The following is a 22619-nucleotide window of genomic DNA, read 5'->3' as shown; positions in this document are numbered from 1 at the left end:
TCCGCTCAGACGGCGGGGCGCAGGCGGGCCTGGTCCATGGGGCTGCGGCCCTCCTGGGTGCCCTTGAGGAGGTAGCTGCCCTCGCGCCACTCCTTCCAGTCCAGGTTCCAGTCGCCGTAGCCGTTGCCGAAGGGCTCCATGTCGTCGCCGATGCTGTTGATCACCCGGACGATGTCGCCCTCGGTGATGTTCTCGTAGAACCAGGCGGCGTTGCCCGTGCTCATGCCGGTGCAGCCGTGGCTGACGTTCTCGTAGCCCTGGGAGCCGACCGACCAGGGCGCGGCGTGCACGTACTCGCCGCTCCAGGTGACGCGGGTGGCGTAGTAGACGGGCAGGTTGTAGTACTCGCTGCCGCCGATGCCGACGGTGTCCCCGCGCATCTGGACGAAGTACTGCTTGCCCAGTACCACCTTGACCCCGTTGCGGGTGGAGAAGCCCGGCTTCCCGGTGGTCACCGGAATGGTGTTGATCACTTCTCCGTTGCGCTCGAACGTGAGGGTGTGCGCGGCGGCGTCGGTGGTGACCTCCACCCGGTCGCCGATCTCCAGCTTGAGGGGCTTGGAGGCGGATCCGTGGAGGTCGTCCTCGATCTTGACGCCCTCCAGGTTGCTCCGTACGGAGACCCAGGAGTGCGCGGGCCAGTAGTCCTTCGGGCGGAAGTGCAGGTTCTTGTCGTCCACCCAGTGCCAGGCGCCCTCGACGGGCTCCGGGGTGTCGATGACCAGGCCCCGTTCGACGAGGGCGCGGGCGGCCTTGTCCTTGACCGGTTCGCTGAGTTCGGCCGTGATGGGCTGCCCGACCCCGTATTTGCCCTCGTCCGGGCCGAATTCGACCTTGAGGACCTTCTTGGCCGGAGTGGTGTCGAAGGTCAGCGTGCGCAGCCCTGGGGCGCCGCGCTGGTCCTCCGTGCTCACCGCGACGGTGTAGCGGACGCCGGCGGCCAGGGGGGAGGTGCTGTGCCAGCGGTCCCCCTTGGCGGAGAGCTCGCCCGCCAGCCGGCGCCCGTGGGTGTCCACGGCGGTCACGTCGGTGATGCGGGACTCCGTGCCCTTGACGGTGACCTCGAGGGGCTTGTCGGGGTCGCCGGCGCGGCCGCCGGGCGGCTGGTTGAAGGCGACCTGCCGGCCCGCGTCGTACGGGCGGGCTGACAGCGGGTTGTCTGCGGACCCCCCGCATGCGGTGGCGCCGGCACCGAGGGACGCGACCAGCAGGGAGCAGCTGAGTGCGGTCCGAAGACGCGGTGAGTGGTTCATGCGCTCAACGCTATGAACATATGACTATTACGTCGCGCGGGGTGACTGCAAACGAGGGGCCCGGACTCCTCCGAAAAGGTGTCCGGGCCCCTCAGGTCCTACTGGTGGCGCCAGCGCCTACTGGTTCTGGTTCTCACCGCGGTAGTACTCGTACACCCAGCCCCACAGGCCGATCAGGATGATCGGGGCCGAGAAGTACATGAGCCACCAGCCGAAGATGACGCCCATGAACGCGAGCGCGCCGCCGATGCCCAGCGAGAGCGGCTGCCAGCTGTGCGGGGCGAAGAACCCCAGCTCGCCCGCCTCGTCGGCGACGTCGGCCTCCAGGTTGTCCTGGGCCATCTCGTCCACGCGCCGGGCCGTGAAGGCCAGGTAGTAGCCGATCATGGCGCTCAGGCCGAAGGCCAGCGCGAGAGCGGTGGTTCCGACCGGCTCCTTCGACCAGACGCCGTAGACGACGGTCATGATCAGGATGAAGACGGAGAGCCAGAGGAACATCTTGCCCTGGATCTTCACTTGCCGGCCTCCTTGCCACCGGTGACGGCCTTCGCCGGGGCGTGGTCCTCGAGGTGGTCGAGGGCCGCGATCTCCGGGTGGTGCAGGTCGAACGCCGGCGATTCACTGCGGATGCGCGGCAGGGTGAGGAAGTTGTGGCGCGGCGGCGGGCAGGAGGTCGCCCACTCGAGCGAACGGCCGTAGCCCCACGGGTCGTCGACCTCGATCTTCTTGCCGTACTTGGCGGTCTTCCAGACGTTGTACATGAACGGCAGGAAGGAGAGGCCGAGGACGAAGGAGCTGATCGTCGAGATCGTGTTCAGCGTGGTGAAGCCGTCGGCGGCGAGGTAGTCCGCGTAGCGACGCGGCATGCCCTCGGCGCCCAGCCAGTGCTGCACCAGGAAGGTGCCGTGGAAGCCGATGAACAGCGTCCAGAAGGTGATCTTGCCCAGGCGCTCGTCCAGCATCTTGCCCGTGAACTTCGGCCACCAGAAGTGGAAGCCGGCGAACATCGCGAACACCACGGTGCCGAAGACGACGTAGTGGAAGTGCGCGACGACGAAGTACGAGTCGGAGACGTGGAAGTCCATCGGGGGCGAGGCCAGGATGACGCCGGTCAGACCACCGAAGGTGAAGGTGACCAGGAAGCCGATCGTCCAGAGCATCGGGGTCTCGAAGGACAGCGAGCCCTTCCACATGGTGCCGATCCAGTTGAAGAACTTCACACCGGTCGGGACCGCGATCAGGAAGGTCATGAAGGAGAAGAACGGCAGCAGCACACCGCCGGTGACGTACATGTGGTGCGCCCACACGGTCACCGAGAGGCCGGCGATCGCGATCGTCGCGGCGATCAGACCGATGTAGCCGAACATCGGCTTGCGGGAGAAGACCGGGATGATCTCGGAGACGATGCCGAAGAACGGTAGCGCGATGATGTACACCTCTGGGTGTCCGAAGAACCAGAAGAGGTGTTGCCACAGCAAGGCGCCGCCGTTGGACGCGTCGAAGACGTGTGCACCGAACTTGCGGTCGGCCTCCAGCGCGAAGAGCGCGGCGGCCAGGACCGGGAAGGCGAGCAGGACCAGGACACCGGTCAGCAGCACGTTCCAGGTGAAGATCGGCATGCGGAACATCGTCATGCCCGGAGCGCGCATGCAGATGATCGTGGTGATGAAGTTGACCGAGCCGAGGATCGTACCGAAGCCGGAGAAGGCCAGACCCATGATCCACATGTCGGCGCCGATGCCCGGGGAGCGGACGGCGTCGGACAGCGGGGAGTAGGCGAACCAGCCGAAGTCGGCCGCACCCGAGGGGGTGACGAAGCCGGCCACCGCGATGGTCGAGCCGAAGAGGTACAGCCAGTACGCGAACATGTTCAGCCGCGGGAACGCCACGTCGGGCGCGCCGATCTGCAGCGGCATGATCCAGTTGGCGAAACCGGCGAACAGCGGGGTCGCGAACATCAGCAGCATGATCGTGCCATGCATGGTGAACGCCTGGTTGAACTGCTCGTTCGACATGATCTGCGTACCCGGCCGGGCCAGCTCGGCGCGCATGAAGAGCGCCAGGATGCCGCCGATCAGGAAGAACACGAACGACGTGACCAGGTACATCGTGCCGATGGTCTTGTGGTCGGTGGTGGTGAGCCACTTCACGACCACGTTGCCCGGCTGCTTGCGCCGCACCGGCAGCTCGTTTTCATACGAGTCGGCGGCGGCACCCTGGGATTCGTTGAGGATGCTCACAGTTTGTTCACTTCCGCATTCCGGGCGGGGTCAGTCTGCTTGATGCCGGCCGGCAGGAAGCCGGTCTGCCCCTTCTCCGCGAGCTGCTTCAGGTGCGCCTTGTACTCCGCCGGGGAGACGACCTTCACGTTGAACAGCATGCGGGAGTGGTCGACACCGCAGAGCTCGGCACACTTGCCCATGAAGGTGCCTTCCTGGTTCGGGGTGACCTCGAAGACATTGGTGTGACCGGGGATGACGTCCTGCTTGAACAGGAAGGGCACCACCCAGAAGGAGTGGATGACGTCGTTCGACGACAGGATGAAGCGGACCTTCTCACCCTTGGGCAGGTAGAGGGTCGGCCCCGGGTTGTTCGTGTCCGCGTTCCGGTCGCCGGGGACGCCCTTCTCGTAGACGCCCTCGGCGCCCGCGGGGAAGTCCTTGGTGAAACGGTCCGGGAGGGAGGCGAGCTCCTTCGGAACCACACCCGCCTTCGGGGTCGCGGCGTCGCCGTCGACGTTCTCGACGTAGTTGAAGCCCCAGCTCCACTGGAAGCCGATCACGTTGATCGTGTGCGCCGGCTTGGAGAGGGTGAGCAGCTTCGACTCATCACGCGCGGTGAAGTAGAACAGCACCGAGACGATGATGAGCGGGACCACGGTGTACAGGGCCTCGATGGGCATGTTGTACCGGGTCTGCGCGGGGACCTCGATCTTCGTCCGGCTACGCCGGTGGAAGATGACGCTCCACAGGATCAGGCCCCACACCAGGATGCCCGTGACCAGAGCGGCTGCCCACGACCCCTGCCACAGGGACAGGATGCGAGGCGCCTCCTCCGTGACCGGATAGGGCATTCCGAGGCGGGGGAAGTCTTGCCAGTTGTACGAGCAACCAGTGGCGGTCGCCAGGACCACGCCCGCAGTCAGCGCCTGCAGCAGCTTCCGCCGCATCGGGCGCCGCGGCGAGCGGTCGGAGCCGTAGGGACTCACGTAGCGCCTTCCCGAGAGTCTCGGCCCGCGCGGCCGGCCGCGGCCGTGTTCGGGTCGGTCGCCGGCCCTGACGCAGGCAGGGGTTTGGATGTTTATGCGGACCAAACCCTACTGGACGCTATTTGAGGCCGCGCGGGGAGGGTGCCCAACGCGCCGCTACTGCCCCCGAAGGGATGGATCCGCCGTACGGGGGACGGGCCGTTCGGCCCTGAATGGCGGGCTCCGGACGGCATCTGACGCCCCCTGAACCCGTCGCGACCTGGCGCGTTGCGCACGCCCGGCCTCCGGGCCGGCCTCCCGGCCCGCCGCCCGCCCCCTCCACGGCCCGGCCCCCTCGGCCCCTGCCTTACGGTGGCCGGATGCCGTACTTCGACACCGCGTCCGCCGCCCCGCTGCACCCCGTGGCCCGGCAGGCGCTGCAGGCCGCACTGGACGAGGGCTGGGCCGATCCGGCCCGCCTCTACCGGGAGGGGCGGCGGGCCCGACTGCTGCTGGACGCCGCGCGCGAGGCCGCGGCCGAGGCGGTGGGTTGTCGCGCCGACGAGCTCGTGTTCACTCCTTCGGGGACGCACGCGGTTCACGCGGGCGTCGCGGGGGCGCTGGCGGGGCGCCGGCGGGTCGGCGGCCATCTGGTCGTCTCGGCCGTCGAGCACAGCTCCGTGCTGCACGCCGCCGAGGCGCACGCGGCGGCCGGGGGGACGGTGACCGAGGTTGCGGTGGACCGGCTCGGCGCGGTGGCGCCCGCCGGGTACGCGTCCGCCCTGACCTCCACCACCGCTCTGGCCTGCCTCCAGTCGGCCAACCACGAGGTGGGCACGGTCCAGCCGGTGGCCGAGGTGGCCGAGGTCTGCGCGGCGGCGGGGGTGCCGCTGCTGGTCGACGCGGCGCAGTCGCTGGGCTGGGGCCCGGTGGAGGGCGCCTGGTCGGTGCTGGCCGCCAGCGCCCACAAGTGGGGCGGTCCGCCCGGGGTCGGCCTGCTGGCCGTCCGCAAGGGGGTCCGCTTCGCCCCCCAAGGCCCCGCGGACGAACGGGAGTCGGGCCGCTCCCCCGGCTTCACGAACCTTCCCGCCGTCGTGGCGGCGGCGGCCTCCCTGCGGGCGGTACGGGCCGAGGCGGACGCGGAGGCGGCGCGGCTGCGGGTGCTGGTGGACCGGATCCGGCGGCGGGTGGCCCGGCTGGTGCCGGACGTGGAGGTGGTCGGCCACGCCGACCGGCGCCTGCCGCACCTGGTGACGTTCTCCTGCCTGTACGTCGACGGCGAGACCCTGCTGCACGAGCTGGACCGCGCGGGCTGGTCGGTCTCCTCGGGCTCCTCCTGCACCAGCTCCACGCTGACCCCCAGTCACGTGCTGCGGGCGATGGGCGTGCTGTCGGAGGGGAACGTACGGGTCTCGCTGCCGCGGGGCACGACGGCGGAGGAGGTCAACGGCTTCCTGGAGGTGCTCCCGCGGGCGGTGGCCGGGGTCCGGGAGGAGCTGGGCGTGGCGGAGCCGGCCCCGTCCGCCTCCCCGGTGGCGGACGCGGTGGAGGTCGACGCCCTCGGTCTGCGCTGCCCGCAGCCGGTGATCGAGCTGGCCCGGGCGATCGGGACGGTGCCGGTCGGCGGGACGGTGACGGTCCTGTCGGACGACGAGGTGGCCCGGCTGGACATCCCTGCGTGGTGCGCGATGCGGGGCCACGCCTACCTGGGCGAGACCCCGCACGGCGCCGCCGCGGCCTACCGGGTCCGCCGGTCGGTGTGACGCCGGCGGGGCCGTGCGCGGCCCCGCCGGCGCCGAGGTGCGACGGGCGCGCGGCGCCCGTACGCGGCTACGCCTCCAGGTGGGCGCGGACCTCGGCGGCGGCCGTCTCGCCGTACGCCTTGGTGAAGCGCTCCATGAAGTGGGCGCGGGCCAGCGTGTACTCCTGGGTGCCCAGGGTCTCGATCACGAGGGTGGCCAGCATGCAGCCCAGCTGCGCGGCCCGCTCCAGGCCGACGCCCCAGCCGAGGCCCGTCAGGAACCCGGCCCGGAACGCGTCGCCGACACCGGTGGGGTCGACCTTCGCCGTCTCCTCGGGGCAGCCGACCAGGATCGGCTCCTCGCCGGCCCGCTCGATCCGCACGCCCCGCGCGCCCAGGGTGGTGACCCGGGTGCCGACCTTGGCGAGGATCTCCTCGTCCGTCCAGCCGGACTTCGTCTCGATGAGGCCCTTCTCGTACTCGTTCGAGAAGAGGTAGGTCGCGCCGTCCATCAGGGTGCGGATGTTCTCGCCGTCCATGCGGGCGATCTGCTGCGAGAAGTCCGCGGCGAAGGGGATCGCGCGCGTACGGCACTCCTCGGTGTGGCGGAGCATCGCCTCGGGGTCGTCGGCGCCGATGAGGACCAGGTCCAGACCGCCCACCCGGTCGGCGACGGCCTTCAGCTCGATCTGGCGGGCCTCGCTCATGGCGCCGGTGTAGAAGGAGCCGATCTGGTTGTGGTCGGCGTCGGTGGTGCAGACGAAGCGCGCGGTGTGCAGCACCTCGGAGATCCGCACGGAGGCCGTGTCCACCCCGTGCCGGTCCAGCCAGGCGCGGTACTCGTCGAAGTCCGAGCCGGCCGCGCCGACGAGGATCGGGCGGGTGCCGAGCTGGCCCATGCCGAAGCAGATGTTCGGGCCGACACCGCCCCGCCGCACGTCGAGGTTGTCGACGAGGAAGGAGAGGGAGACCGTGTGGAGCTGGTCGGCGACGAACTGGTCGGCGAAGCGGCCCGGGAAGGTCATGAGGTGGTCGGTGGCGATGGAGCCGGTGACTGCGATGCGCACGGCGTGGATGCTCCTGCGGATGACGGCGGGTGACATTCAAAGCTACCCGGTCCCCGGCGCTTGGCCGAACGGCTGAAACTACCCCGTAGTAGGACTTCCTTCGCCCGATGCGGCGTGCCTACCGTGCCTCCATGACCTCTACCGATGGTTTCGGTTACACGGAGTACACCGCCGGGGCGCGCCCCGGCTTCGCGCGGCTGCTGGGTGACTGCGCCCGGATGGCCCCGCACTGGGCGGTTCCGCCCGAACCCCTGCCCGTACCGGTGGCTCCCTCCCAGATCCACGGGGTCAGCGTCCCGCCGGCCTCCGCCCGGCTGATCGCCTCCACGGCGGAGTACGGGGAGTAGGGGACGCGGGGGGAAGGACCCGGAAGACGGGGGAACCGGTTGCGCGGTCCGCGCGTCACACCCGCATCACGTACGGCGGGACACGCGAAGGAGCGAGCGGTGACCAGCGAAGAACCCGACACATCACGCGCCACACGACGGCGGCCGGCCTGGGCCATCGGCTCCATCGCGGCCGCCGTCCTGCTGGCGGGCGGCGGCACCGCCTACTGGGCGTCGACGGCGTACGGCGACGCCACGGGCGGCGGCGGCCGTACGGGGGACACCGCGGCCGTCGCCCCGCGCACCGCCGCGACGCCCCCCGGGCCCGGCATCGCCCCCGGCGAGCCGGATCCGAACGGCGGCGGGGTGACCTACCGGGCGGACGGCCCGCTCCCCCAGGCCCCGGCCTCCGCACCCTCCTTCACCGCCTCGGGCGAGGTCGGCTCCGAGGAGGTGGCCCGGCTCGCGCAGGCCCTCGGGATCTCCGGCGCGCCCCGCCCCAGCGGTGAGCAGTGGCTGGCCGGCGAGTCCGCCGACGGCGCCGGGCCCCGGCTGACCGTCACCCGCAAGGCCCCCGGCACCTGGAGCTTCTCCCGCTTCCAGGCGGGCGGCTCGGGTGCGGGCGACGACTGCGTGCGCGGCAAGGACACCTGCGGTCCGGCCACGCTCCCCCAGGAGGGCTCCGGTGGGGCGAAGCCGGCCGCGCCGCAGGGCTCCGGCACCGGGAAGCCGGTCTCCGAGGAGGCCGCCAAGGCGGCCGCGGCCCCGGTGCTCGCGGGCGCCGGGCAGGGCGACGCGAAGGTGGACGCCCGGCTGGCGACTGGCTCGGTGCGGGTGGTGGTGGCCGACCCGGTGGTGGGCGGCCTGCCCACGCAGGGCTGGTCCAGCCGGATCACCGTGGGGGCGGACGGCCAGGTGGTGGCGGGCAGCGGCGAACTGAAGGCCCCGGTCCGCGCGGGCGAGCAGCAGGTGATCGGGGCCGCGGAGGCGCTGGACCGCCTCAACGCGGCGGGCCGGGGCGGTGGCGGCAGCGGCCCGGGGCCGAGCGGCTGCGCGACCTCGGTGCCGCTGACCCCGGACACCACGACGGGCGCCACGGACACCCTGCCGTGCAACCCGGAGCCGCGCCCGGTCAAGCCGCCGCGGACGGAGACCGTGAAGGGGGCCGTGCTGGGGCTGGTCGCGGGGACGGTCGACGGCGGGCGGGGTCTCGTGCCGGCCTGGCTGTTCGAGGTGGCGGGTACGGACGGGAAGCCGGGCCGCACGGTGGTCCAGCCCGCGGGCGCGGACGGGGGCGCCACGACGGCGCCCGTGCCCCCGCAGGGCCGGACCGTGCCCGGGTTCTCGTACGCACAGGCCGACCGGACGCTGACCGTGAACTTCTGGGGCGGGGTGTGCAGCACCTACGCGCTGGAGGCGCGGGAGGAGGCCGGCACGGTGCTGGTGAAGATCACGGACACCCCGAACAAGCCCGGCCAGGCCTGCATCATGATCGCGAAGGAGATGTCCGTCACGGCGCCGCTCCAGCAGCCGCTGGGCGACCGCAAGGTGGTCGACGCGACGACGGGCAAGCCCCTTCCCCGCCAGTAGGCGCCGACGGGAGCCCGGGCGGGAGACGAAGCCCGGGCGGGAGACGAAGGACACGAAGGCGAGGGCCCGGGCGCCGGTCGGATTCGACCGGGGCCCGGGCCCTCGTCGTGCGCGTTCAGCCGGGTTTAGCTGAAGGAGTCGCCGCAGGCGCAGGAGCCGGTGGCGTTCGGGTTGTCGATCGTGAAGCCCTGCTTCTCGATGGTGTCGACGAAGTCGATGGAGGCGCCGCCCAGGTAGGGGGCGCTCATGCGGTCGGTGACGACCTTGACGCCGTCGAAGTCCTTGACGACGTCGCCGTCGAGGGAGCGCTCGTCGAAGAAGAGCTGGTAGCGCAGGCCGGAGCAGCCGCCGGGCTGGACGGCGACGCGCAGCGCCAGGTCATCGCGGCCTTCCTGCTCCAGCAGGGTGCGGACCTTCTCGGCGGCGGCGTCGGACAGGAGGATGCCGTCGCTCACAGTGGTCTTGTCGTCCTGTACGGACATCTGCATTCACTCCCGAAGTGGGCGGCTCCCCGCCGGTGGCTGGGGAAACGTCGGACTCTTGCCGTCGGTGGCAACCAGCGGGACCGCGGTTTCATTCCGGGTCCGGCGCCTTGTTTCAGTTATTCATGCTCGCACACCCGCGGGGAACGGTGGACCCCCTGCGGAGGGCTGCTGGAGTGCGCCGCTCCGGAGCGGGCGAATGCGTCACATCGACATTATCGCCATCGTCAAAGTGACGTGAAGCGGCTATGATAGATAGCGTCATATAGACGAGAAGTCGAAATGACGCCTTCGGAAGCCCTCTTCGGAAGGCACCTAGTCGCAGAACAGAAAGGGTGCGTGTCGTGACCACCGCCCAGCCCTTGGACGTCCAGCCGACGCCCCTTGCCCTGCTGCTGCTCGGCCGCGAGTCCGACCCCAAGAGCGAGCGCGGCGTGGAGTGCCCCGGCGACCTGCCCTCGCCCTCGGACCCGGACCTGGTGGCCCGTGCCCGCGCGGCCAAGGAGAAGCTCGGGGACAAGGTCTTCATCCTCGGGCACCACTACCAGCGTGACGAGGTCATCGAGTTCGCCGACGTCACCGGCGACTCCTTCAAGCTGGCCCGCGACGCGGCCGCCAAGCCGGAGGCCGAGTACATCGTCTTCTGCGGCGTCCACTTCATGGCCGAGTCCGCGGACATCCTGACCTCCGACGCCCAGAAGGTCGTCCTGCCCGACCTCGCCGCCGGCTGCTCGATGGCCGACATGGCCACCGCCGAGCAGGTCGCCGAGTGCTGGGACGTGCTCACCGAGGCCGGGATCGCCGGCGCCACCGTGCCCGTCTCGTACATGAACTCCTCCGCCGACATCAAGGCCTTCACCGGCAAGCACGGCGGCACGATCTGTACCTCGTCCAACGCGAAGAAGGCCCTGGACTGGGCCTTCGAGCAGGGCGAGAAGGTGCTCTTCCTGCCCGACCAGCACCTGGGCCGCAACACCGCCGTCCGCGACATGGGCATGTCCCTGGACGACTGCGTGGTCTACAACCCGCACAAGCCGAACGGCGGGCTCACCGCCGAGGAGCTGCGCGGCGCGAAGATGATCCTGTGGCGCGGCCACTGCTCGGTCCACGGCCGGTTCAGCCTGGACTCGGTCAACGACGTGCGCGAGCGGATCCCGGGCGTCAACGTGCTGGTGCACCCGGAGTGCAAGCACGAGGTCGTCGCGGCCGCGGACTACGTCGGCTCGACGGAGTACATCATCAAGGCACTGGAGGCGGCCCCGGCCGGCTCCAAGTGGGCCATCGGCACCGAGCTGAACCTCGTGAAGCGGCTGGCGAACCGTTTCGCCGCCGAGGACAAGGAAGTCGTCTTCCTCGACAAGACGGTCTGCTTCTGCTCGACGATGAACCGCATCGACCTCCCCCACCTGGTGTGGACCCTGGAGTCCCTGGCCGAGGGCAACCTCGTCAACCAGATCCGGGTCGACAAGGAGACCGAGGGCTTCGCCAAGCTCGCGCTGGAGCGCATGCTCGCCCTCCCGTAGGCGGCGCGCACGCGCACGAAGGGGCGCCCCCGGCCGGGGGCGCCCCTTCGGCGTTCACGGGATCAGACCGTCACCCGGTCCTCCTCCCGGGACGGGACCACGGCCGGCTCCTCCCCGCGCTTGGCGGCGCGGCGCGCGCGGCGGCGCTCCTTGCGCAGCTCGATCGCCGTGTAGAGGGTCGGGACCAGCAGCAGGGTCAGCAGGGTGGAGCTGATCAGGCCGCCGATCACCACCACCGCGAGCGGCTGCGAGATGAACCCGCCCTCGCCGGTGACGCCCAGCGCCATCGGGAGCAGCGCGAAGATCGTCGCGAGGGCCGTCATCAGGATCGGGCGCAGGCGGTGGCGGCCGCCCTCGACGACCGCCTCGACCACGCCCAGGCCCTGGGCCCGGTACTGGTTGACCAGGTCGATCAGGACGATGGCGTTGGTGACCACGATGCCGATGAGCATCAGCATGCCGATCATCGCCGGAACGCCCATCGGCGTACCGGTGGCGATGAGCAGGCCCAGCGCGCCGGTGGCCGCGAAGGGGATCGAGACCAGCAGGATCAGCGGCTGGACCAGCGAGCGGAACGTCGCGACGAGCAGCATGAAGACGATCGCGACGGCCGCGAGCATGGCCAGGCCCAGTGAGCCGAAGGCGTCGTCCTGGTCCTGGGAGACGCCGCCCACGGAGGCCGTGGCCCCGGCGGGCAGGTCCAGGGCCTTGAGCTTGGTCTGGAGCGCGGCGCTGACCGCGCCGGTGTTGTCGCCGACCGGCTTGGCGGTGATGGTGGCGGCGCGGGCGCCGTCGATCCGGGTCATCGCGACCGGGCCGGGGACCTCCTTGACCTCGGCGATGTCGCCCAGCCTGGCGGGGCCGACGGGCAGGGCCTGGAGCTCGGCGAGGGTGGTGGCCGGGTGGGCGGAGCGGATGACGACGTCCCGCTCGGTGTTGTCCAGTACGGCCTTGCCCACCGGGTTGCCGCGCACGGCCTGGGCGACGAGCGCGCCCAGCGCGGCCTGGTTCAGGCCCGCCTCGGCGGTCTTCGGGGTGGCGGTGACCGAGATCCGGGGGACGGACTGGGCGAGGTCGCTCTGGACGTCGGTGACGTCCTTGAGCGTGGCCACCTCGGCACGGACCTGCTCGGCGGCCTTGGCGAGGACGGCGCCGTCGCCGGCCTTGACGACCACGCTCAGGTTCTGGCCGCCGAAGCCGCCGCCCGCCGAGATGGACGTGTCGCCGATGCCCTGGAGCTTGCCGAGGGCGTCCTGGATGCGCTGCTTGACGGCCTCGGAGCGGCCGGCGTCGTCCAGGGTGACCTGGTAGGAGGCCTGGTTGGAGCCGGTCCCGCCGCCGAAGGCCGCGAGGAAGCCGGAGGAGCCGACGGTGACCTGGTAGTCCTTGACGCCGTCGACGGAGGCCAGGGCCTGCTCCACCTTGCGGCTCGCCTCGTCGGAGGCGGCCAGCGAGGTGCCGGCGGGCAGCTCCTGCTTGACCGTCAGGACGTCCTGCTCGCCCTGGTCGAAGAAGTTGGTCTTCAGCAGCGGGGTCATCCCGAAGGTGGCGACCAGCACGACGACCGCGAGGGCGATGCTGGTCAGGCGGCGCCGGGTGGCGAAGCCCAGGACCCGTACGTACAGGCGCTGGAGGCGGCTCCTCGCCTCCTTCTCCTCCGCTTCGCGGCGCGCCCGCTCGGGGTCCTGCGAGGTCCCCTTGGGGGCGCGCAGGAACCAGTACGACAGGACCGGGACCACCGTCAGGGACACCAGCAGCGAGGCCAGCAGGGCGGCGGTGACGGTGAGCGAGAAGGAGCCGAAGAGCTCGCCGACCATGCCGCCGACGAGGCCGATCGGCAGGAAGACGGCGACGGTGGTGAGCGTCGACGAGGTGACCGCTCCGGCCACCTCCTTGACGGCGGCGGTGATCGCGGCCTCGCGCTCCTCGCCGTAGCCGAGGTGGCGCTTGATGTTCTCCAGCACCACGATCGAGTCGTCGACGACGCGGCCGATGGCGATGGTGAGCGCGCCCAGCGTCAGCATGTTGAGGGACAGGTCGCGGGTCCACAGCACGATCAGGGCGAGGACCACGGACAGCGGGATGGACACCGCGGTGACCAGCGTCGAGCGGATCGAGGCCAGGAAGACCAGGATCACGATCACCGCGAAGACCAGGCCGAGGAGGCCCTCGGTGGTGAGGCCGGAGATGGAGCGGGCCACGGCCGGGCCCTGGTCGCTGACGACGGTCAGCGCGGCGCCGGAGCCGAGCTGGGAGCGCAGCTCCGGGAGCTTGTCCTTGACGGCGTCGGAGATGGCGACGGCGCTGCCGTCCTTGTCCATCGTGAGGACCACGGCGAGGCTGGGCTTGCCGTCGGTGCGGGTGATCGAGTCGGCCCTGGCCGGCTCCTGCTTGACGGCGGCCACGTCGCCGAGGCGGACGACCTGCTTGCCGGGGCCCGCGGTCAGCCGGAGGTCCTCCAGCTGGGCGAGGGAGGTGTAGCCGGAGCCGACGCGGACGGTGCGGCTCTTGCCCTGCTCGTCGAAGGAGCCGGCGGGGACGGCCGCGCCGCCCGCCTTGAGGCCCTCGGCGAGGGCGGCGCCGTCGAGGCCGGCGGCGGCGAGCTTCGCGTTGTCGGGGGTGACGGTGACCTGGAGGTCGCGGACGCCCTCCACGCTGACCCGGCCGACGCCGTCGAGGTCCTCCAGGACGGGGACGACGGAGCGGTTCAGCTGGTCGGCGAGGGCCTGCTGGTCCTTGTCGGAGGTGACGGCGAGGACGACGGTCGGGATGTCGTCGGTGGAGCCGGCCACCACCTGCGGGTCCACCTCGGCGGGCAGCCGGACGCGGGCCCGGTTGACGGCCTGCTGGACGTCGGCGACGAGCTGCTTGGTGCCCTCGTCGCCGTAGTCGAAGGTGGCGCGGATGAGGGCGTTGCCCTCGCTGGCGGTGGAGGTGATGCCGGTGATGCCGTCGACGCCCTTGAGGGTGTTCTCGATCGGCTCGATGACCTGCTTCTCGACCACGTCGGGCGAGGCGCCCTGGTACGGCGCGAGCACGGAGACCATCGGCAGTTCGATGGACGGCAGCAGCTGCTGCTTGAGCTGCGGGATGGCTATGGCTCCGAAGAGCAGCGCGACGATCGACACGAGGCCGATCAGGGCTCTCTGGGCCAGGCTGAAACGGGACAGCCAGGACATGGGCGTGGGATCTCTCTGCAGTGACGAACGCGAAGGGTCCTCCAGCCTCCCCCACGCCGGGGAGCCGCAGCGTCGCCCCCAGGTCCCGTCCTTATGCGCCGCATACCGCGCCCGCAGTACTCCGCCCTACTGCGGGGCCCCGTCCCGCGCCGGGCGGGTCAGTCGGTGCGCGGGCGGACGAGGCCCGATTCGTAGGCGACGACCACCAGTTGGGCCCGGTCCCGGGCGCCGAGCTTGGCCATGGCCCGGTTGACGTGGGTCTTCACGGTCAGCGGGCTGACCTCCAGGCGGGCGGCGATGCCGTCGTTGGAGAGGCCCGCGGCCACCAGGACGAGCACCTCGCGCTCGCGTCCGGTCAGCGCGGCGAGCCGCTCGGCGTGGGCCGAGCCCGCGGCGGGGGCGTCGGCGCGGGCGCCCTGGGCGAGGAAGCTGGCGATCAGCCCCTTGGTGGCGGCCGGGGAGAGCAGCGCCTCGCCGGCGGCCGCGACGCGGATGGCGTTGAGGAGCTCGTCGGGTTCGGCGCCCTTGCCGAGGAAGCCGGAGGCCCCGGCGCGCAGGGCCTGGACGACGTACTCGTCGACCTCGAAGGTGGTGAGCATGACGACCCGGACCCCGGAGAGCTCGGGGTCCTCGCTGATCATGCGGGTGGCGGCGAGGCCGTCGGTGCCGGGCATGCGGATGTCCATCAGCACGACGTCCGCCCGCGACTCGCGGGCGAGGGCGTAGGCCTGGGCCCCGTCGGAGGCCTCCCCGACGACCCGCATGTCGGGCTCGGAGTCGACCAGCACCTTGAACGCGCTGCGCAGCAGCGCCTGGTCGTCGGCCAGCAGCACCTTGATGGGGGCGGCCCCGCCCCGTTCCTGAGCCCGGTTCTCGTCCACGCCCCGAGGGTACGCGGGCGGCGGGGCGCGGGATCAGCCCAGGGCGAGAACGACGAGGACGGCCGTGGCCGCCACCTCGCAGACGGCGCCGAAGACGTCGCCGGTGACCCCGTCGAAGCGGTGCACGCAGCGGCGCAGCAGGAGTTCGGCGGCGAGCAGCCCGGCCAGGACGGCCGCCGCGTGCCGGGCGGCGGCGGCCGGCCCCGCCGGGAGGGCGGCCAGGGCGGCGGCCGCCAGGACCAGGACGGCCACCCCGGCGGCCGCGCGGCGCGGGACCACGCCGGCGACGGCGGCGCCGAGCCCCTCGGGGCGGGCGGCGGGGACGCCCCGGCGGGAGGCCAGGGTCATGGCGAGCCGGGCGGTGACGGCGGCGGTCACGGCGGCGAGGGCGCCGCGTCCCCAGCCGTCGGCGTACGCGTCGGCGAGTGCGGCGACCTGGATCAGGAGGACGAACAGCAGGGAGACGACGCCGAAGGGGCCGATGTCGGACTGCTTCATGATCCGCAGGGCGTCCTCGGCGGGTTTGGCGCTGCCGAGCCCGTCGGCGGTGTCGGCCAGGCCGTCCAGGTGGAGGCCGCGGGTCAGGGCCGCCGGGACGGCGACGGTGACGGCCGCGGCGAGCAGGGGGCCGCCGCCGAGGAGCAGCAGGAGCGTGCCGGGTACGGTGGCGAGCAGGCCGACGGCGAGGCCGGCGAGCGGGGCGCAGGCCATGCCGGTGCGGGCGGCGGGCCGGTCCCAGCGGGTGATGCGCGCGGGCAGGACGGTCAGCGTGCCGAAGGCGAAGCGGATCCCGTCGGCCAGCGGGGCGCGCTCCGAGGGCGGGAGCGGCGGTCGATCATCGGTCGAATCTGTCATCGGCGCGAACGCTACCCGCTTACGGTGAGCGGTAAATTGCCCATTACGTGTCAAATCGGGAGCGGGTGTCGTGGGTCACTGGTGGGAGCGCAACATCGTCGAGCCGGGCAAGCTCCCGCTGCTGCTCGCGCTGTTGTCGTTCGTGCTGTCGTTCCTGGTGACACGGGTGATCACCCGGCTGATCCGGGCCGGCCGCGGACCCTTCAAGAACATCACCCCGGGCGGTCTGCACGTCCACCACGTGGTCCCCGGCGTGGTCCTGGTGATCATCGGCGGGTTCGGGGCGGTGGGCAGCGGCGGGCACAGTTTCGGCGCGGGCCTGTCGGCCGTGCTCTTCGGGCTGGGCGCGGGGCTGGTGCTGGACGAGTTCGCGCTGATCCTGCACCTCGACGACGTCTACTGGAGCGAGCAGGGGCGCAAGAGCGTGGAGGTCGTCGTCCTGACGGCCGCGGTGGTCGCGCTCGTCCTGGGCGGCTTCCTGCCGTTCGGGGTCAACGAGCTGTCCCCCGGGGAGCGGCACAGCCGCGGGATCGTCGTCATGAACACCGCCACCAACTTCTTCCTGGCGCTGATCGCCCTGTGGAAGGGCAAACCCCGTACGGCGGTCTTCGGGACGGTCATCCCCTTCGTCGCGCTGATCGGCGCGGTCCGGCTGGCGCGGCCGGGGTCGCCGTACGCGAAGCGGTTCTACGCCAACCGGCCGCGCGCCCGCGCCAGGGCGGGGCTGCGGGCCTTCCACCACGACCGGCGCTGGGCCCGGCCGCGCCGCCGGTTCGAGAACTTCATCAGCGGGCTGTCGGATCCGGACCGGGAGCGGGACCGCCCCCGCGGCCGCGGGAAGGGCGGCGGCGGGGCCGGTCCGGGGCACGGCTGCGGATGACGCGCGGGGGTCCGCCCCCGGCGCCGGGGGCGGACCCCCGCGGTATCGCCGTCGGTGCCCGGTGCGCGGGCATGGTCAGCCCGGGATCAGGCCGCCGTCGCCGAGCATCTCCCGGACCTCCGCGAGCGTCGCGTCCGGGGCGGGCAGGATCAGCTCGGAGGGTTCCAGCGCGTCGTCGGGCAGCGGGGTGCCCAGCCGCCGCACCTCGTCGAGAAGGGCGACCAGCGTGCGCCGGAAGCCCGCCTCGTCGCCGGACTCCATCTCCGCGAGGAGTTCGTCGTCCAGCCTGTCGAGCCCGGTGAAGTGGCTGTCGGCCACCTTCACCTGGCCCTCCCCCATGATGCGGACAATCATGACGGGCCCCTGTCCTCCTGCTAGACGAAGTACTGCTGCCGGAAGTCCTACTGCTTGTCGAACCGGTGCTGGGTCGGGTGCGGCTGGGCGGTGCCCGGGGCGCCGCCCTCGATGGCCTGCTGCTGCGCGGACGGGCCGCCGGCCAGCTCCGCCTTCATCCGCTGGAGCTCCAGCTCGACGTCGGTCCCGCCGGAGAGGCGGTCGAGCTCGGCCTGGATGTCGTCCTTGGAGCCGAGGCCGCTCTGGTCGTCGAGGGCCCCGGAGGCCAGCAGCTCGTCGATCGCGCCGGCCCGGGCCTGGAGCTGGGCGGTCTTGTCCTCGGCCCGCTGGATGGCCAGCCCGACGTCGCTCATCTCCTCGGAGATGCCGGAGAAGGACTCCGCGATCCGGGTCTGGGCCTGGGCGGCCGTGTAGGTGGCCTTGATGGTCTCCTTCTTCGTGCGGAAGGCGTCCACCTTGGCCTGGAGGCGCTGGGCGGCCAGCGTCAGCTTCTCCTCCTCGCCCTGGAGGGTCTGGTGCTGCACCTCCAGGTCGCTGACCTGCTGCTGGAGCGAGGACCGGCGGGACAGGGCCTCGCGGGCCAGGTCCTCGCGGCCCAGGGCGAGGGCCTTGCGGCCCTGGTCCTCCAGCTTGGCGGACTGGGTCTGGAGCTGGTTGAGCTGCAGCTCCAGGCGCTTGCGGGAGGTCGCCACGTCGGCGACGCCGCGGCGCACCTTCTGCAGCAGCTCCAGCTGCTTCTGGTACGAGTAGTCGAGGGTCTCGCGCGGGTCCTCGGCCCGGTCAAGGGCCTTGTTCGCCTTCGCGCGGAAGATCATCCCCATACGCTTCATGACACCGCTCATGGGCTTCGCGCGCCCCCTTCTAGACGGACTGTGCTCCAGGTCACCGACAGGACCCACAGTACGGGCCCTGCTTCCATTACCGCACTGTTCGAGTACGGATGCGCTCCTCCTCCAGGACGAGTACCCCGGCGCCGTATCAGGCGCAAGGAGTAGGTGATCCCCGAGGACCTCAGGAGCCTCGTACCGGGAAGACGCCCGCCGTTGCCGGATCGTTCCCCGCCGAGGTGGGCCGCCCGCCGTCGACCACGTAGGGTTGTGTCTGTGTTTGGTAGCCGCTCCTCCAAGGAAGAGAAGGACGCCGCCACCGAAAAGGTGAGCGCCGACCTCTCGCAGCCCCGTGACCCGCAGGCCCCCAAGGGCCGTCCGACGCCGAAGCGCGCTGTCGCCCAGTCGCAGCGCAGGGCCGTCGTGGCCTCGACCGGCAACCGCAAGGAGGACGCCCGGCGGGCCCGCGAGCGCCGCCGCGAGGAGATGGCCCGGCAGCGCGAAGCGCTGGCCAACGGCGACGAGCGCTACCTGCCCGTCCGGGACAAGGGCCCCGTCCGCCGGTTCGTGCGCGACTTCGTGGACTCCCGCTTCTCGGTCGCCGAGCTGTTCCTGCCGCTGGCCGTGATCATCCTGGTCCTCACCATGATCCGGGTCCCGTCGATCCAGAACATCGCGCTGCTGCTGTGGCTCGGCGTGATCGTCCTGATCGTCCTGGACTCCATCGGCCTGGTCTTCCGGCTGCGCAAGGCGCTCAACGAGCGCTTCCCGAACGAGCCCCGCCGCGGCGCCATCGCCTACGGCCTGATGCGCACCCTCCAGATGCGCCGCCTGCGTCTGCCCAAGCCGCAGGTCAAGCGCGGGGAACGGCCCTGACCGGAGCGACGCCCGGATCATCTGGGGCGTCGAAGGGGGAGGGTTTCGCGGGGGGAGCCCGGCTGTGGCTCGAAGGACTGGGCGGACTGCGCAACGCCGTCCGCCAGGAGCTCGTCGGCCGGCAGGTCGAGGAGCAGATCACGCACCGCTTCCCGGTCGGGCAGCGGCTGCGCGTCCTCGACGTCGGCATGGGCCAGGGCACCCAGGCACTGCGCCTCGCCCGCGCCGGCCACATGGTCACCGGGCTGGAACAGGACGCCGCCATGCTCGCGGTCGCCCACGCGGCGCTGGCCGCCGAGCCGGCGGGGATCCGCGACCGGGTCGAGCTGATCGAGGGCGACGGCCGGGAGACGGGCGCCCACTTCGGGCCCGGCAGCTTCGACGTCGTGCTGTGCCACGGCGTACTGATGTACGTCTCCGAGCCGGACGCCATGCTCGCCGGACTGGCCCGGATGCTCGCACCGGGCGGACTGCTGTCCCTGCTCGTGCGCAACGGGGACGCGCTCGCCCTGCGCCCGGGGATGTCCGGGGACTGGTCGGGGGCGCTGGACGCCTTCGACACCGTCGACTACACGAACCGGCTGGGCCTGGAGGTGCGCGCCGACCGGCTCGCCGACCTGACGGCCACCCTGTCGGGCATCGGCGCGCCGCTGCACACCTGGTACGGGGTGCGGGTCTTCACCGACGGCACCGAGGCCGCCGCGGAGCTCCCGCCGGAGGAGGAGCTGGAGCGGCTCCTCGCCGCCGAGGAACGCGCCGGGCGCACCGACCCGTACCGGTCCGTGGCGGCGCTGCTGCACCTGTGCGGGGTGCGGGGCTGAGACGAACGCGAACCCCCGGGGGGCAGACCCCGGGGGTTCCGTGCGCTCAGGCCTCCGCGGCCGCGCTGAGGCTCATCCGGTAGATCTCGGTCGCGTCCTCGAACAGGGTCACCCGTTCCGCGCCGCCGTCCAGGAGCTCCTTCCAGACCTCGCCGATCCAGGACTCCGCGTCCCCCTGCGTGGTGAACTCCTCCGGTTCCACCGCCGGGCTGGTCTCGCTGCCGTCGGCCGCCTCGAACCGCCACGTCCACGCCATGTCCGCCTCCGTTGCTCGTCCGCCACTCGTCATGAGTGTGCCCGCAGCGTAACCGGGCGCGCACCAGTACCGGCGAAGCGAGAGGATCTCCGTGTGGAACTCACTCTCCTCGGCACCGGCACCCCCGAGGGACTGCCCCGCCCCGGCTGTCCCTGCTCCGTCTGCGCCGTCTCCGTGGGCACCCGGTCGCGCGGCGCGACCTCCGTCCTCGTCGACGGCGCACTGCTCCTCGACCTCACCCCCGGGGCGGTGCTCGCCGGGGCCCGCGCCGGGCACTCGCTGGCCGGCGTACGGCAGGTGCTGCTGACCCACCCGCACGACGGGCCGGCCGTCGAGCTGCCGCCCGGCCTGCCCACCGCCGTACGCGTCCCGGACGGGCGCGAACTCTCGGTGATCAGCGGACACCGGGTGCGGGCCGTGGCTCTGGACGCGCCGGGCACCGGGTACGAGGTCACCGGGCCCGACGGCACCCGGCTGCTGTACCTGCCGCCCGGCGGGGCACCCGCCGGCACCGGCGGGATCCCCGCGCGGCACCCGTACGACGTGGTCCTCGCCGACGTCCTCGGCCGGCCGGAGACCCTGGCCCGGCTGCGCTCCACCGGCGCCGTCGGCCCCGCCACCGACGTGATCGCCGTCCACCTCGACCACGACACCCCGCCCGGCCGGGAGCTGGAGCGCCGCTGCGCCGCCGCCGGGGCCCGCGCCCTACCCGACGGCACCACCGTGACGGCCGGCGAGTACCACGCGGTACCCGACGTGCCCCTGCGCACCCTGGTGCTGGGCGGGGCCCGCTCGGGCAAGTCCGTCGAGGCGGAACGCCGCCTGGAGGCCTTCCCCGAGGTGACCTACGTCGCCACCGGCGGCACCCGCGACGGCGACGCGGACTGGGCCCAGCGCGTCGGCCTCCACCGCGAGCGCCGCCCCTCCGGCTGGCGGACGGCCGAGACCTGCGACCTGGTGCCGCTGCTGGAGCTGCCCGGGGCGCCCCTGCTGATCGACTGCCTCGCCCTGTGGCTCACCGACGCCATGGACCGGGCCGGCGCCTGGGACGACGCCGTCTGGGCCGCCGACGGGCAGAAGCGGCTGCGCGAACGGACCGCGGAGCTGGTCGCGGCGGTGCGCGCGACCCGCCGCACCGTGGTGCTGGTGAGCAACGAGGTGGGCTCCGGGGTGGTCCCCGCGACCTCGTCCGGGCGGCGGTTCCGCGACGAGCTGGGGCGCCTCAACAACGCCGTGGCGGGCGAGTGCGAACACGTCCTGCTGGTCGTCGCGGGGCAGGCCCTCGTACTCAAGGAGCAGCCGTCGTGACGGATCGACAGCCGCCCCCGGAGGAGGGGTCCGGACGGCTGTAATCTCTGGCAGATGACCACGCTGAATCTCGACGACTTCTCCGATCTGATCGAACGCCCCGACGGGGGCGTCCGACGTGACGCCGAGGAGCGTCGTGGGCGGCTGGCCGTACCGCCCGGCGCCCTGGGCCGGCTCGACGAGCTCGCCGAATGGCTGGCCGCCGCGCAGGGCCGGGTACCGGTCAGGCCGATCGAGCGGCCGCGGGTCGTCCTGTTCGCCGCCGACCACGGCATCGCCGCCGGCGGCGTGTCCGCCCGGCCCGCGGGCAGCGCCCACGAACTGGTGCGCGCGGTGCTCGACGGGGCCAGCCCGGTCTCGATCCTGGCCGAGCGCTTCGGCGCGGGCGTCCGCGTCGTCGACGCGGGCCTCGACTGCGACCCCGGGCTGCTGCCCGAGGACGTGGTCCGCCACCGCGTACGGCGCGGCAGCGGACGCATCGACGTCGAGGACGCCCTCACCGCCGAGGAGGCCGAGGCCGCGCTGAAGCTCGGCATCCGCATCGCCGACGAGGAAGCCGACTCCGGGACCGACCTGGTCGTCCTCGGCGACCTCAGCGTGGGCGGCACCACCGTCGCCGCCACCCTGGTCGCCGCCCTGTGCGGCACCGACGCCTCCGTGGTCACCGGCCGCGGCGGCCTGCCCATCGACGACCTGGCCTGGATGCGCAAGTGCGCCGCCATCCGCGACTCGCTGCGCCGCGCCCGCCCGGTGCTCGGCGACCAGACGGCGCTGCTGGCGGCGGTCGGCGGTGCGGACGTCGCCGCCATCACCGGCTTCCTGCTCCAGTGCGCGGTGCGCCGCACCCCGGTCATCCTCGACGGGGTCGTCTCCGCGGCCTGCGGTCTGGTGGCCCAGCGGGCCGCCTTCCGCGCCCCGGACTGGTGGCTGGCGGGACAGAGCAGCGGGGAGCCGGGCCAGGCGAAGGCACTGGACCGGATGGCACTCAACCCCGTGCTCGACCACGGCGTCACAGTGGGGGAGGGAACCGGAGCCCTGCTGGCGCTCCCCCTGGTCCAGGCCGCCGCCGCGCTCGCCGCGGAACTCCCGGAGAAGGAAGCCGGAGAGAAGCCGACGGACCAGAAGACGGACTGAAAGTACCGGGCACCACGGGCCTGACCAGTCCGCAGTGCTCGTACGGCCTGCGGACCGGTGACGCCCATATCATCGCGTC

21 protein-coding genes are annotated in these 22619 nt (G+C 72.2%); 9 read left to right on the top strand and 12 right to left on the bottom strand.

Going from position 1 to position 22619, the window contains the following annotated elements; all coding sequences use genetic code 11:
• Window positions 1-5 precede the first annotated feature (5 nt).
• The 4 genes from ACIRBY_RS10110 to coxB form a co-directional block, all read right to left on the bottom strand.
• Window positions 6-1253 carry an Ig-like domain-containing protein gene (locus ACIRBY_RS10110; protein ID WP_403898726.1) on the bottom strand — a complete coding sequence of 416 codons (1248 nt, stop codon included), beginning with the start codon at window positions 1251-1253 and terminating at the stop codon, window positions 6-8.
• 117 nt (window positions 1254-1370) lie between these two features.
• Window positions 1371-1769: a cytochrome c oxidase subunit 4 gene (locus ACIRBY_RS10105; protein ID WP_344153779.1), complete on the bottom strand. Its 399-nt coding sequence runs from the start codon at window positions 1767-1769 to the stop codon at window positions 1371-1373.
• Window positions 1766-3493 carry a cytochrome c oxidase subunit I gene (gene ctaD / locus ACIRBY_RS10100; RefSeq protein ID WP_366452690.1) on the bottom strand — a complete coding sequence of 576 codons (1728 nt, stop codon included), beginning with the start codon at window positions 3491-3493 and terminating at the stop codon, window positions 1766-1768. The genes ACIRBY_RS10105 and ctaD overlap by 4 nt, the downstream gene beginning before the upstream one ends.
• Complete coding sequence (gene coxB / locus ACIRBY_RS10095; RefSeq protein ID WP_366452691.1) at window positions 3490-4461, bottom strand: cytochrome c oxidase subunit II; 972 nt, start codon at window positions 4459-4461, stop codon at window positions 3490-3492. Before coxB ends, ctaD begins: the two co-directional genes overlap by 4 nt.
• 359 nt (window positions 4462-4820) lie before the next feature.
• On the opposite strand from coxB, the gene ACIRBY_RS10090 reads away from it, so the two are divergent.
• Window positions 4821-6203 carry a cysteine desulfurase/sulfurtransferase TusA family protein gene (locus tag ACIRBY_RS10090; RefSeq protein ID WP_403898721.1) on the top strand — a complete coding sequence of 461 codons (1383 nt, stop codon included), beginning with the start codon at window positions 4821-4823 and terminating at the stop codon, window positions 6201-6203.
• A gap of 67 nt (window positions 6204-6270) precedes the next feature.
• Here the strand turns inward: ACIRBY_RS10090 and ACIRBY_RS10085 are convergent, their stop codons facing one another.
• Entirely contained in the window at window positions 6271-7248 is a 978-nt protein-coding gene (locus tag ACIRBY_RS10085) for a carbohydrate kinase family protein (RefSeq protein WP_390685659.1), read from the bottom strand.
• Between the two features lie 131 nt (window positions 7249-7379).
• Here ACIRBY_RS10085 and ACIRBY_RS10080 point away from each other — a divergent pair, with 131 nt between their 5' ends.
• Window positions 7380-7595, top strand: a complete 216-nt coding sequence (locus ACIRBY_RS10080) for a hypothetical protein (RefSeq protein ID WP_403898718.1) — start codon at window positions 7380-7382, stop codon at window positions 7593-7595.
• A gap of 99 nt (window positions 7596-7694) precedes the next feature.
• Window positions 7695-9164, top strand: coding sequence for a hypothetical protein (locus tag ACIRBY_RS10075; RefSeq protein WP_403898715.1), 1470 nt, complete (start codon window positions 7695-7697; stop codon window positions 9162-9164).
• Between the two features lie 125 nt (window positions 9165-9289).
• Here ACIRBY_RS10075 and ACIRBY_RS10070 read toward each other — a convergent pair whose 3' ends face one another.
• Window positions 9290-9646: an iron-sulfur cluster assembly accessory protein gene (locus ACIRBY_RS10070; RefSeq protein ID WP_030029080.1), complete on the bottom strand. Its 357-nt coding sequence runs from the start codon at window positions 9644-9646 to the stop codon at window positions 9290-9292.
• A 335-nt stretch (window positions 9647-9981) separates the two neighbouring features.
• Between ACIRBY_RS10070 and nadA the strand changes: the two genes are divergently transcribed.
• Window positions 9982-11169, top strand: a complete 1188-nt coding sequence (gene nadA, locus ACIRBY_RS10065; RefSeq protein WP_403898711.1) for a quinolinate synthase NadA — start codon at window positions 9982-9984, stop codon at window positions 11167-11169.
• 62 nt (window positions 11170-11231) lie between these two features.
• On the opposite strand, the gene ACIRBY_RS10060 is transcribed toward nadA, so the two are convergent.
• From ACIRBY_RS10060 to ACIRBY_RS10050, 3 genes are all read right to left on the bottom strand, one after another.
• Window positions 11232-14348 carry an efflux RND transporter permease subunit gene (locus tag ACIRBY_RS10060; RefSeq protein WP_403898708.1) on the bottom strand — a complete coding sequence of 1039 codons (3117 nt, stop codon included), beginning with the start codon at window positions 14346-14348 and terminating at the stop codon, window positions 11232-11234.
• 158 nt (window positions 14349-14506) lie between these two features.
• Window positions 14507-15229: a response regulator gene (locus tag ACIRBY_RS10055; protein WP_403898705.1), complete on the bottom strand. Its 723-nt coding sequence runs from the start codon at window positions 15227-15229 to the stop codon at window positions 14507-14509.
• Window positions 15230-15262: 33 nt separating this feature from the next.
• Complete coding sequence (locus ACIRBY_RS10050; protein ID WP_403898702.1) at window positions 15263-16084, bottom strand: adenosylcobinamide-GDP ribazoletransferase; 822 nt, start codon at window positions 16082-16084, stop codon at window positions 15263-15265.
• Window positions 16085-16154: 70 nt separating this feature from the next.
• Between ACIRBY_RS10050 and ACIRBY_RS10045 the strand changes: the two genes are divergently transcribed.
• Window positions 16155-16964, top strand: coding sequence for a hypothetical protein (locus ACIRBY_RS10045; protein ID WP_403898700.1), 810 nt, complete (start codon window positions 16155-16157; stop codon window positions 16962-16964).
• 75 nt (window positions 16965-17039) lie between these two features.
• On the opposite strand, the gene ACIRBY_RS10040 is transcribed toward ACIRBY_RS10045, so the two are convergent.
• Together ACIRBY_RS10040 and ACIRBY_RS10035 are read right to left on the bottom strand one after the other, a co-directional pair.
• Window positions 17040-17318 (bottom strand): hypothetical protein, encoded by a 279-nt coding sequence (locus ACIRBY_RS10040; RefSeq protein ID WP_403898698.1) that lies wholly within the window; start codon window positions 17316-17318, stop codon window positions 17040-17042.
• Window positions 17319-17365: 47 nt separating this feature from the next.
• Window positions 17366-18160: a PspA/IM30 family protein gene (locus ACIRBY_RS10035; protein ID WP_403898695.1), complete on the bottom strand. Its 795-nt coding sequence runs from the start codon at window positions 18158-18160 to the stop codon at window positions 17366-17368.
• Between the two features lie 261 nt (window positions 18161-18421).
• On the opposite strand from ACIRBY_RS10035, the gene ACIRBY_RS10030 reads away from it, so the two are divergent.
• Complete coding sequence (locus ACIRBY_RS10030) at window positions 18422-19021, top strand: DUF3043 domain-containing protein (protein WP_403898693.1); 600 nt, start codon at window positions 18422-18424, stop codon at window positions 19019-19021.
• 62 nt (window positions 19022-19083) lie between these two features.
• Window positions 19084-19842 carry a class I SAM-dependent methyltransferase gene (locus tag ACIRBY_RS10025; RefSeq protein WP_403899568.1) on the top strand — a complete coding sequence of 253 codons (759 nt, stop codon included), beginning with the start codon at window positions 19084-19086 and terminating at the stop codon, window positions 19840-19842.
• A 46-nt stretch (window positions 19843-19888) separates the two neighbouring features.
• On the opposite strand, the gene ACIRBY_RS10020 is transcribed toward ACIRBY_RS10025, so the two are convergent.
• Complete coding sequence (locus ACIRBY_RS10020) at window positions 19889-20098, bottom strand: hypothetical protein (protein WP_366452704.1); 210 nt, start codon at window positions 20096-20098, stop codon at window positions 19889-19891.
• 93 nt (window positions 20099-20191) lie between these two features.
• Here ACIRBY_RS10020 and ACIRBY_RS10015 point away from each other — a divergent pair, with 93 nt between their 5' ends.
• Window positions 20192-21406 (top strand): bifunctional adenosylcobinamide kinase/adenosylcobinamide-phosphate guanylyltransferase, encoded by a 1215-nt coding sequence (locus tag ACIRBY_RS10015; protein WP_403898691.1) that lies wholly within the window; start codon window positions 20192-20194, stop codon window positions 21404-21406.
• A 54-nt stretch (window positions 21407-21460) separates the two neighbouring features.
• Window positions 21461-22540, top strand: coding sequence for a nicotinate-nucleotide--dimethylbenzimidazole phosphoribosyltransferase (cobT, locus tag ACIRBY_RS10010; RefSeq protein ID WP_403898689.1), 1080 nt, complete (start codon window positions 21461-21463; stop codon window positions 22538-22540).
• The last annotated feature ends 79 nt before the right edge of the window (window positions 22541-22619 follow it).

This window comes from Streptomyces sp. NPDC096136 (assembly GCF_044763325.1).
GTDB lineage: Bacteria > Actinomycetota > Actinomycetes > Streptomycetales > Streptomycetaceae > Streptomyces.
The sequence above is the reverse complement of the archived record's forward strand: the minus strand, read 5'-3'. Positions and strand labels throughout refer to the sequence as shown.

Coding starts and splice junctions, on each gene's coding strand:
- cobT (WP_403898689.1), top strand. CDS start 21,461: ATGACCACGCTGAATCTCGACGACTTCTCCGATCTGATCGAACGCCCC.
- ACIRBY_RS10060 (WP_403898708.1), bottom strand. CDS start 14,348: ATGTCCTGGCTGTCCCGTTTCAGCCTGGCCCAGAGAGCCCTGATCGGC.
- ACIRBY_RS10090 (WP_403898721.1), top strand. CDS start 4,821: ATGCCGTACTTCGACACCGCGTCCGCCGCCCCGCTGCACCCCGTGGCC.
- ACIRBY_RS10070 (WP_030029080.1), bottom strand. CDS start 9,646: ATGTCCGTACAGGACGACAAGACCACTGTGAGCGACGGCATCCTCCTG.
- ACIRBY_RS10050 (WP_403898702.1), bottom strand. CDS start 16,084: ATGACAGATTCGACCGATGATCGACCGCCGCTCCCGCCCTCGGAGCGC.
- ACIRBY_RS10110 (WP_403898726.1), bottom strand. CDS start 1,253: ATGAACCACTCACCGCGTCTTCGGACCGCACTCAGCTGCTCCCTGCTG.
- ACIRBY_RS10020 (WP_366452704.1), bottom strand. CDS start 20,098: ATGGCGTGGACGTGGCGGTTCGAGGCGGCCGACGGCAGCGAGACCAGC.
- ACIRBY_RS10035 (WP_403898695.1), bottom strand. CDS start 18,160: ATGAGCGGTGTCATGAAGCGTATGGGGATGATCTTCCGCGCGAAGGCG.
- ACIRBY_RS10040 (WP_403898698.1), bottom strand. CDS start 17,318: ATGATTGTCCGCATCATGGGGGAGGGCCAGGTGAAGGTGGCCGACAGC.
- ACIRBY_RS10080 (WP_403898718.1), top strand. CDS start 7,380: ATGACCTCTACCGATGGTTTCGGTTACACGGAGTACACCGCCGGGGCG.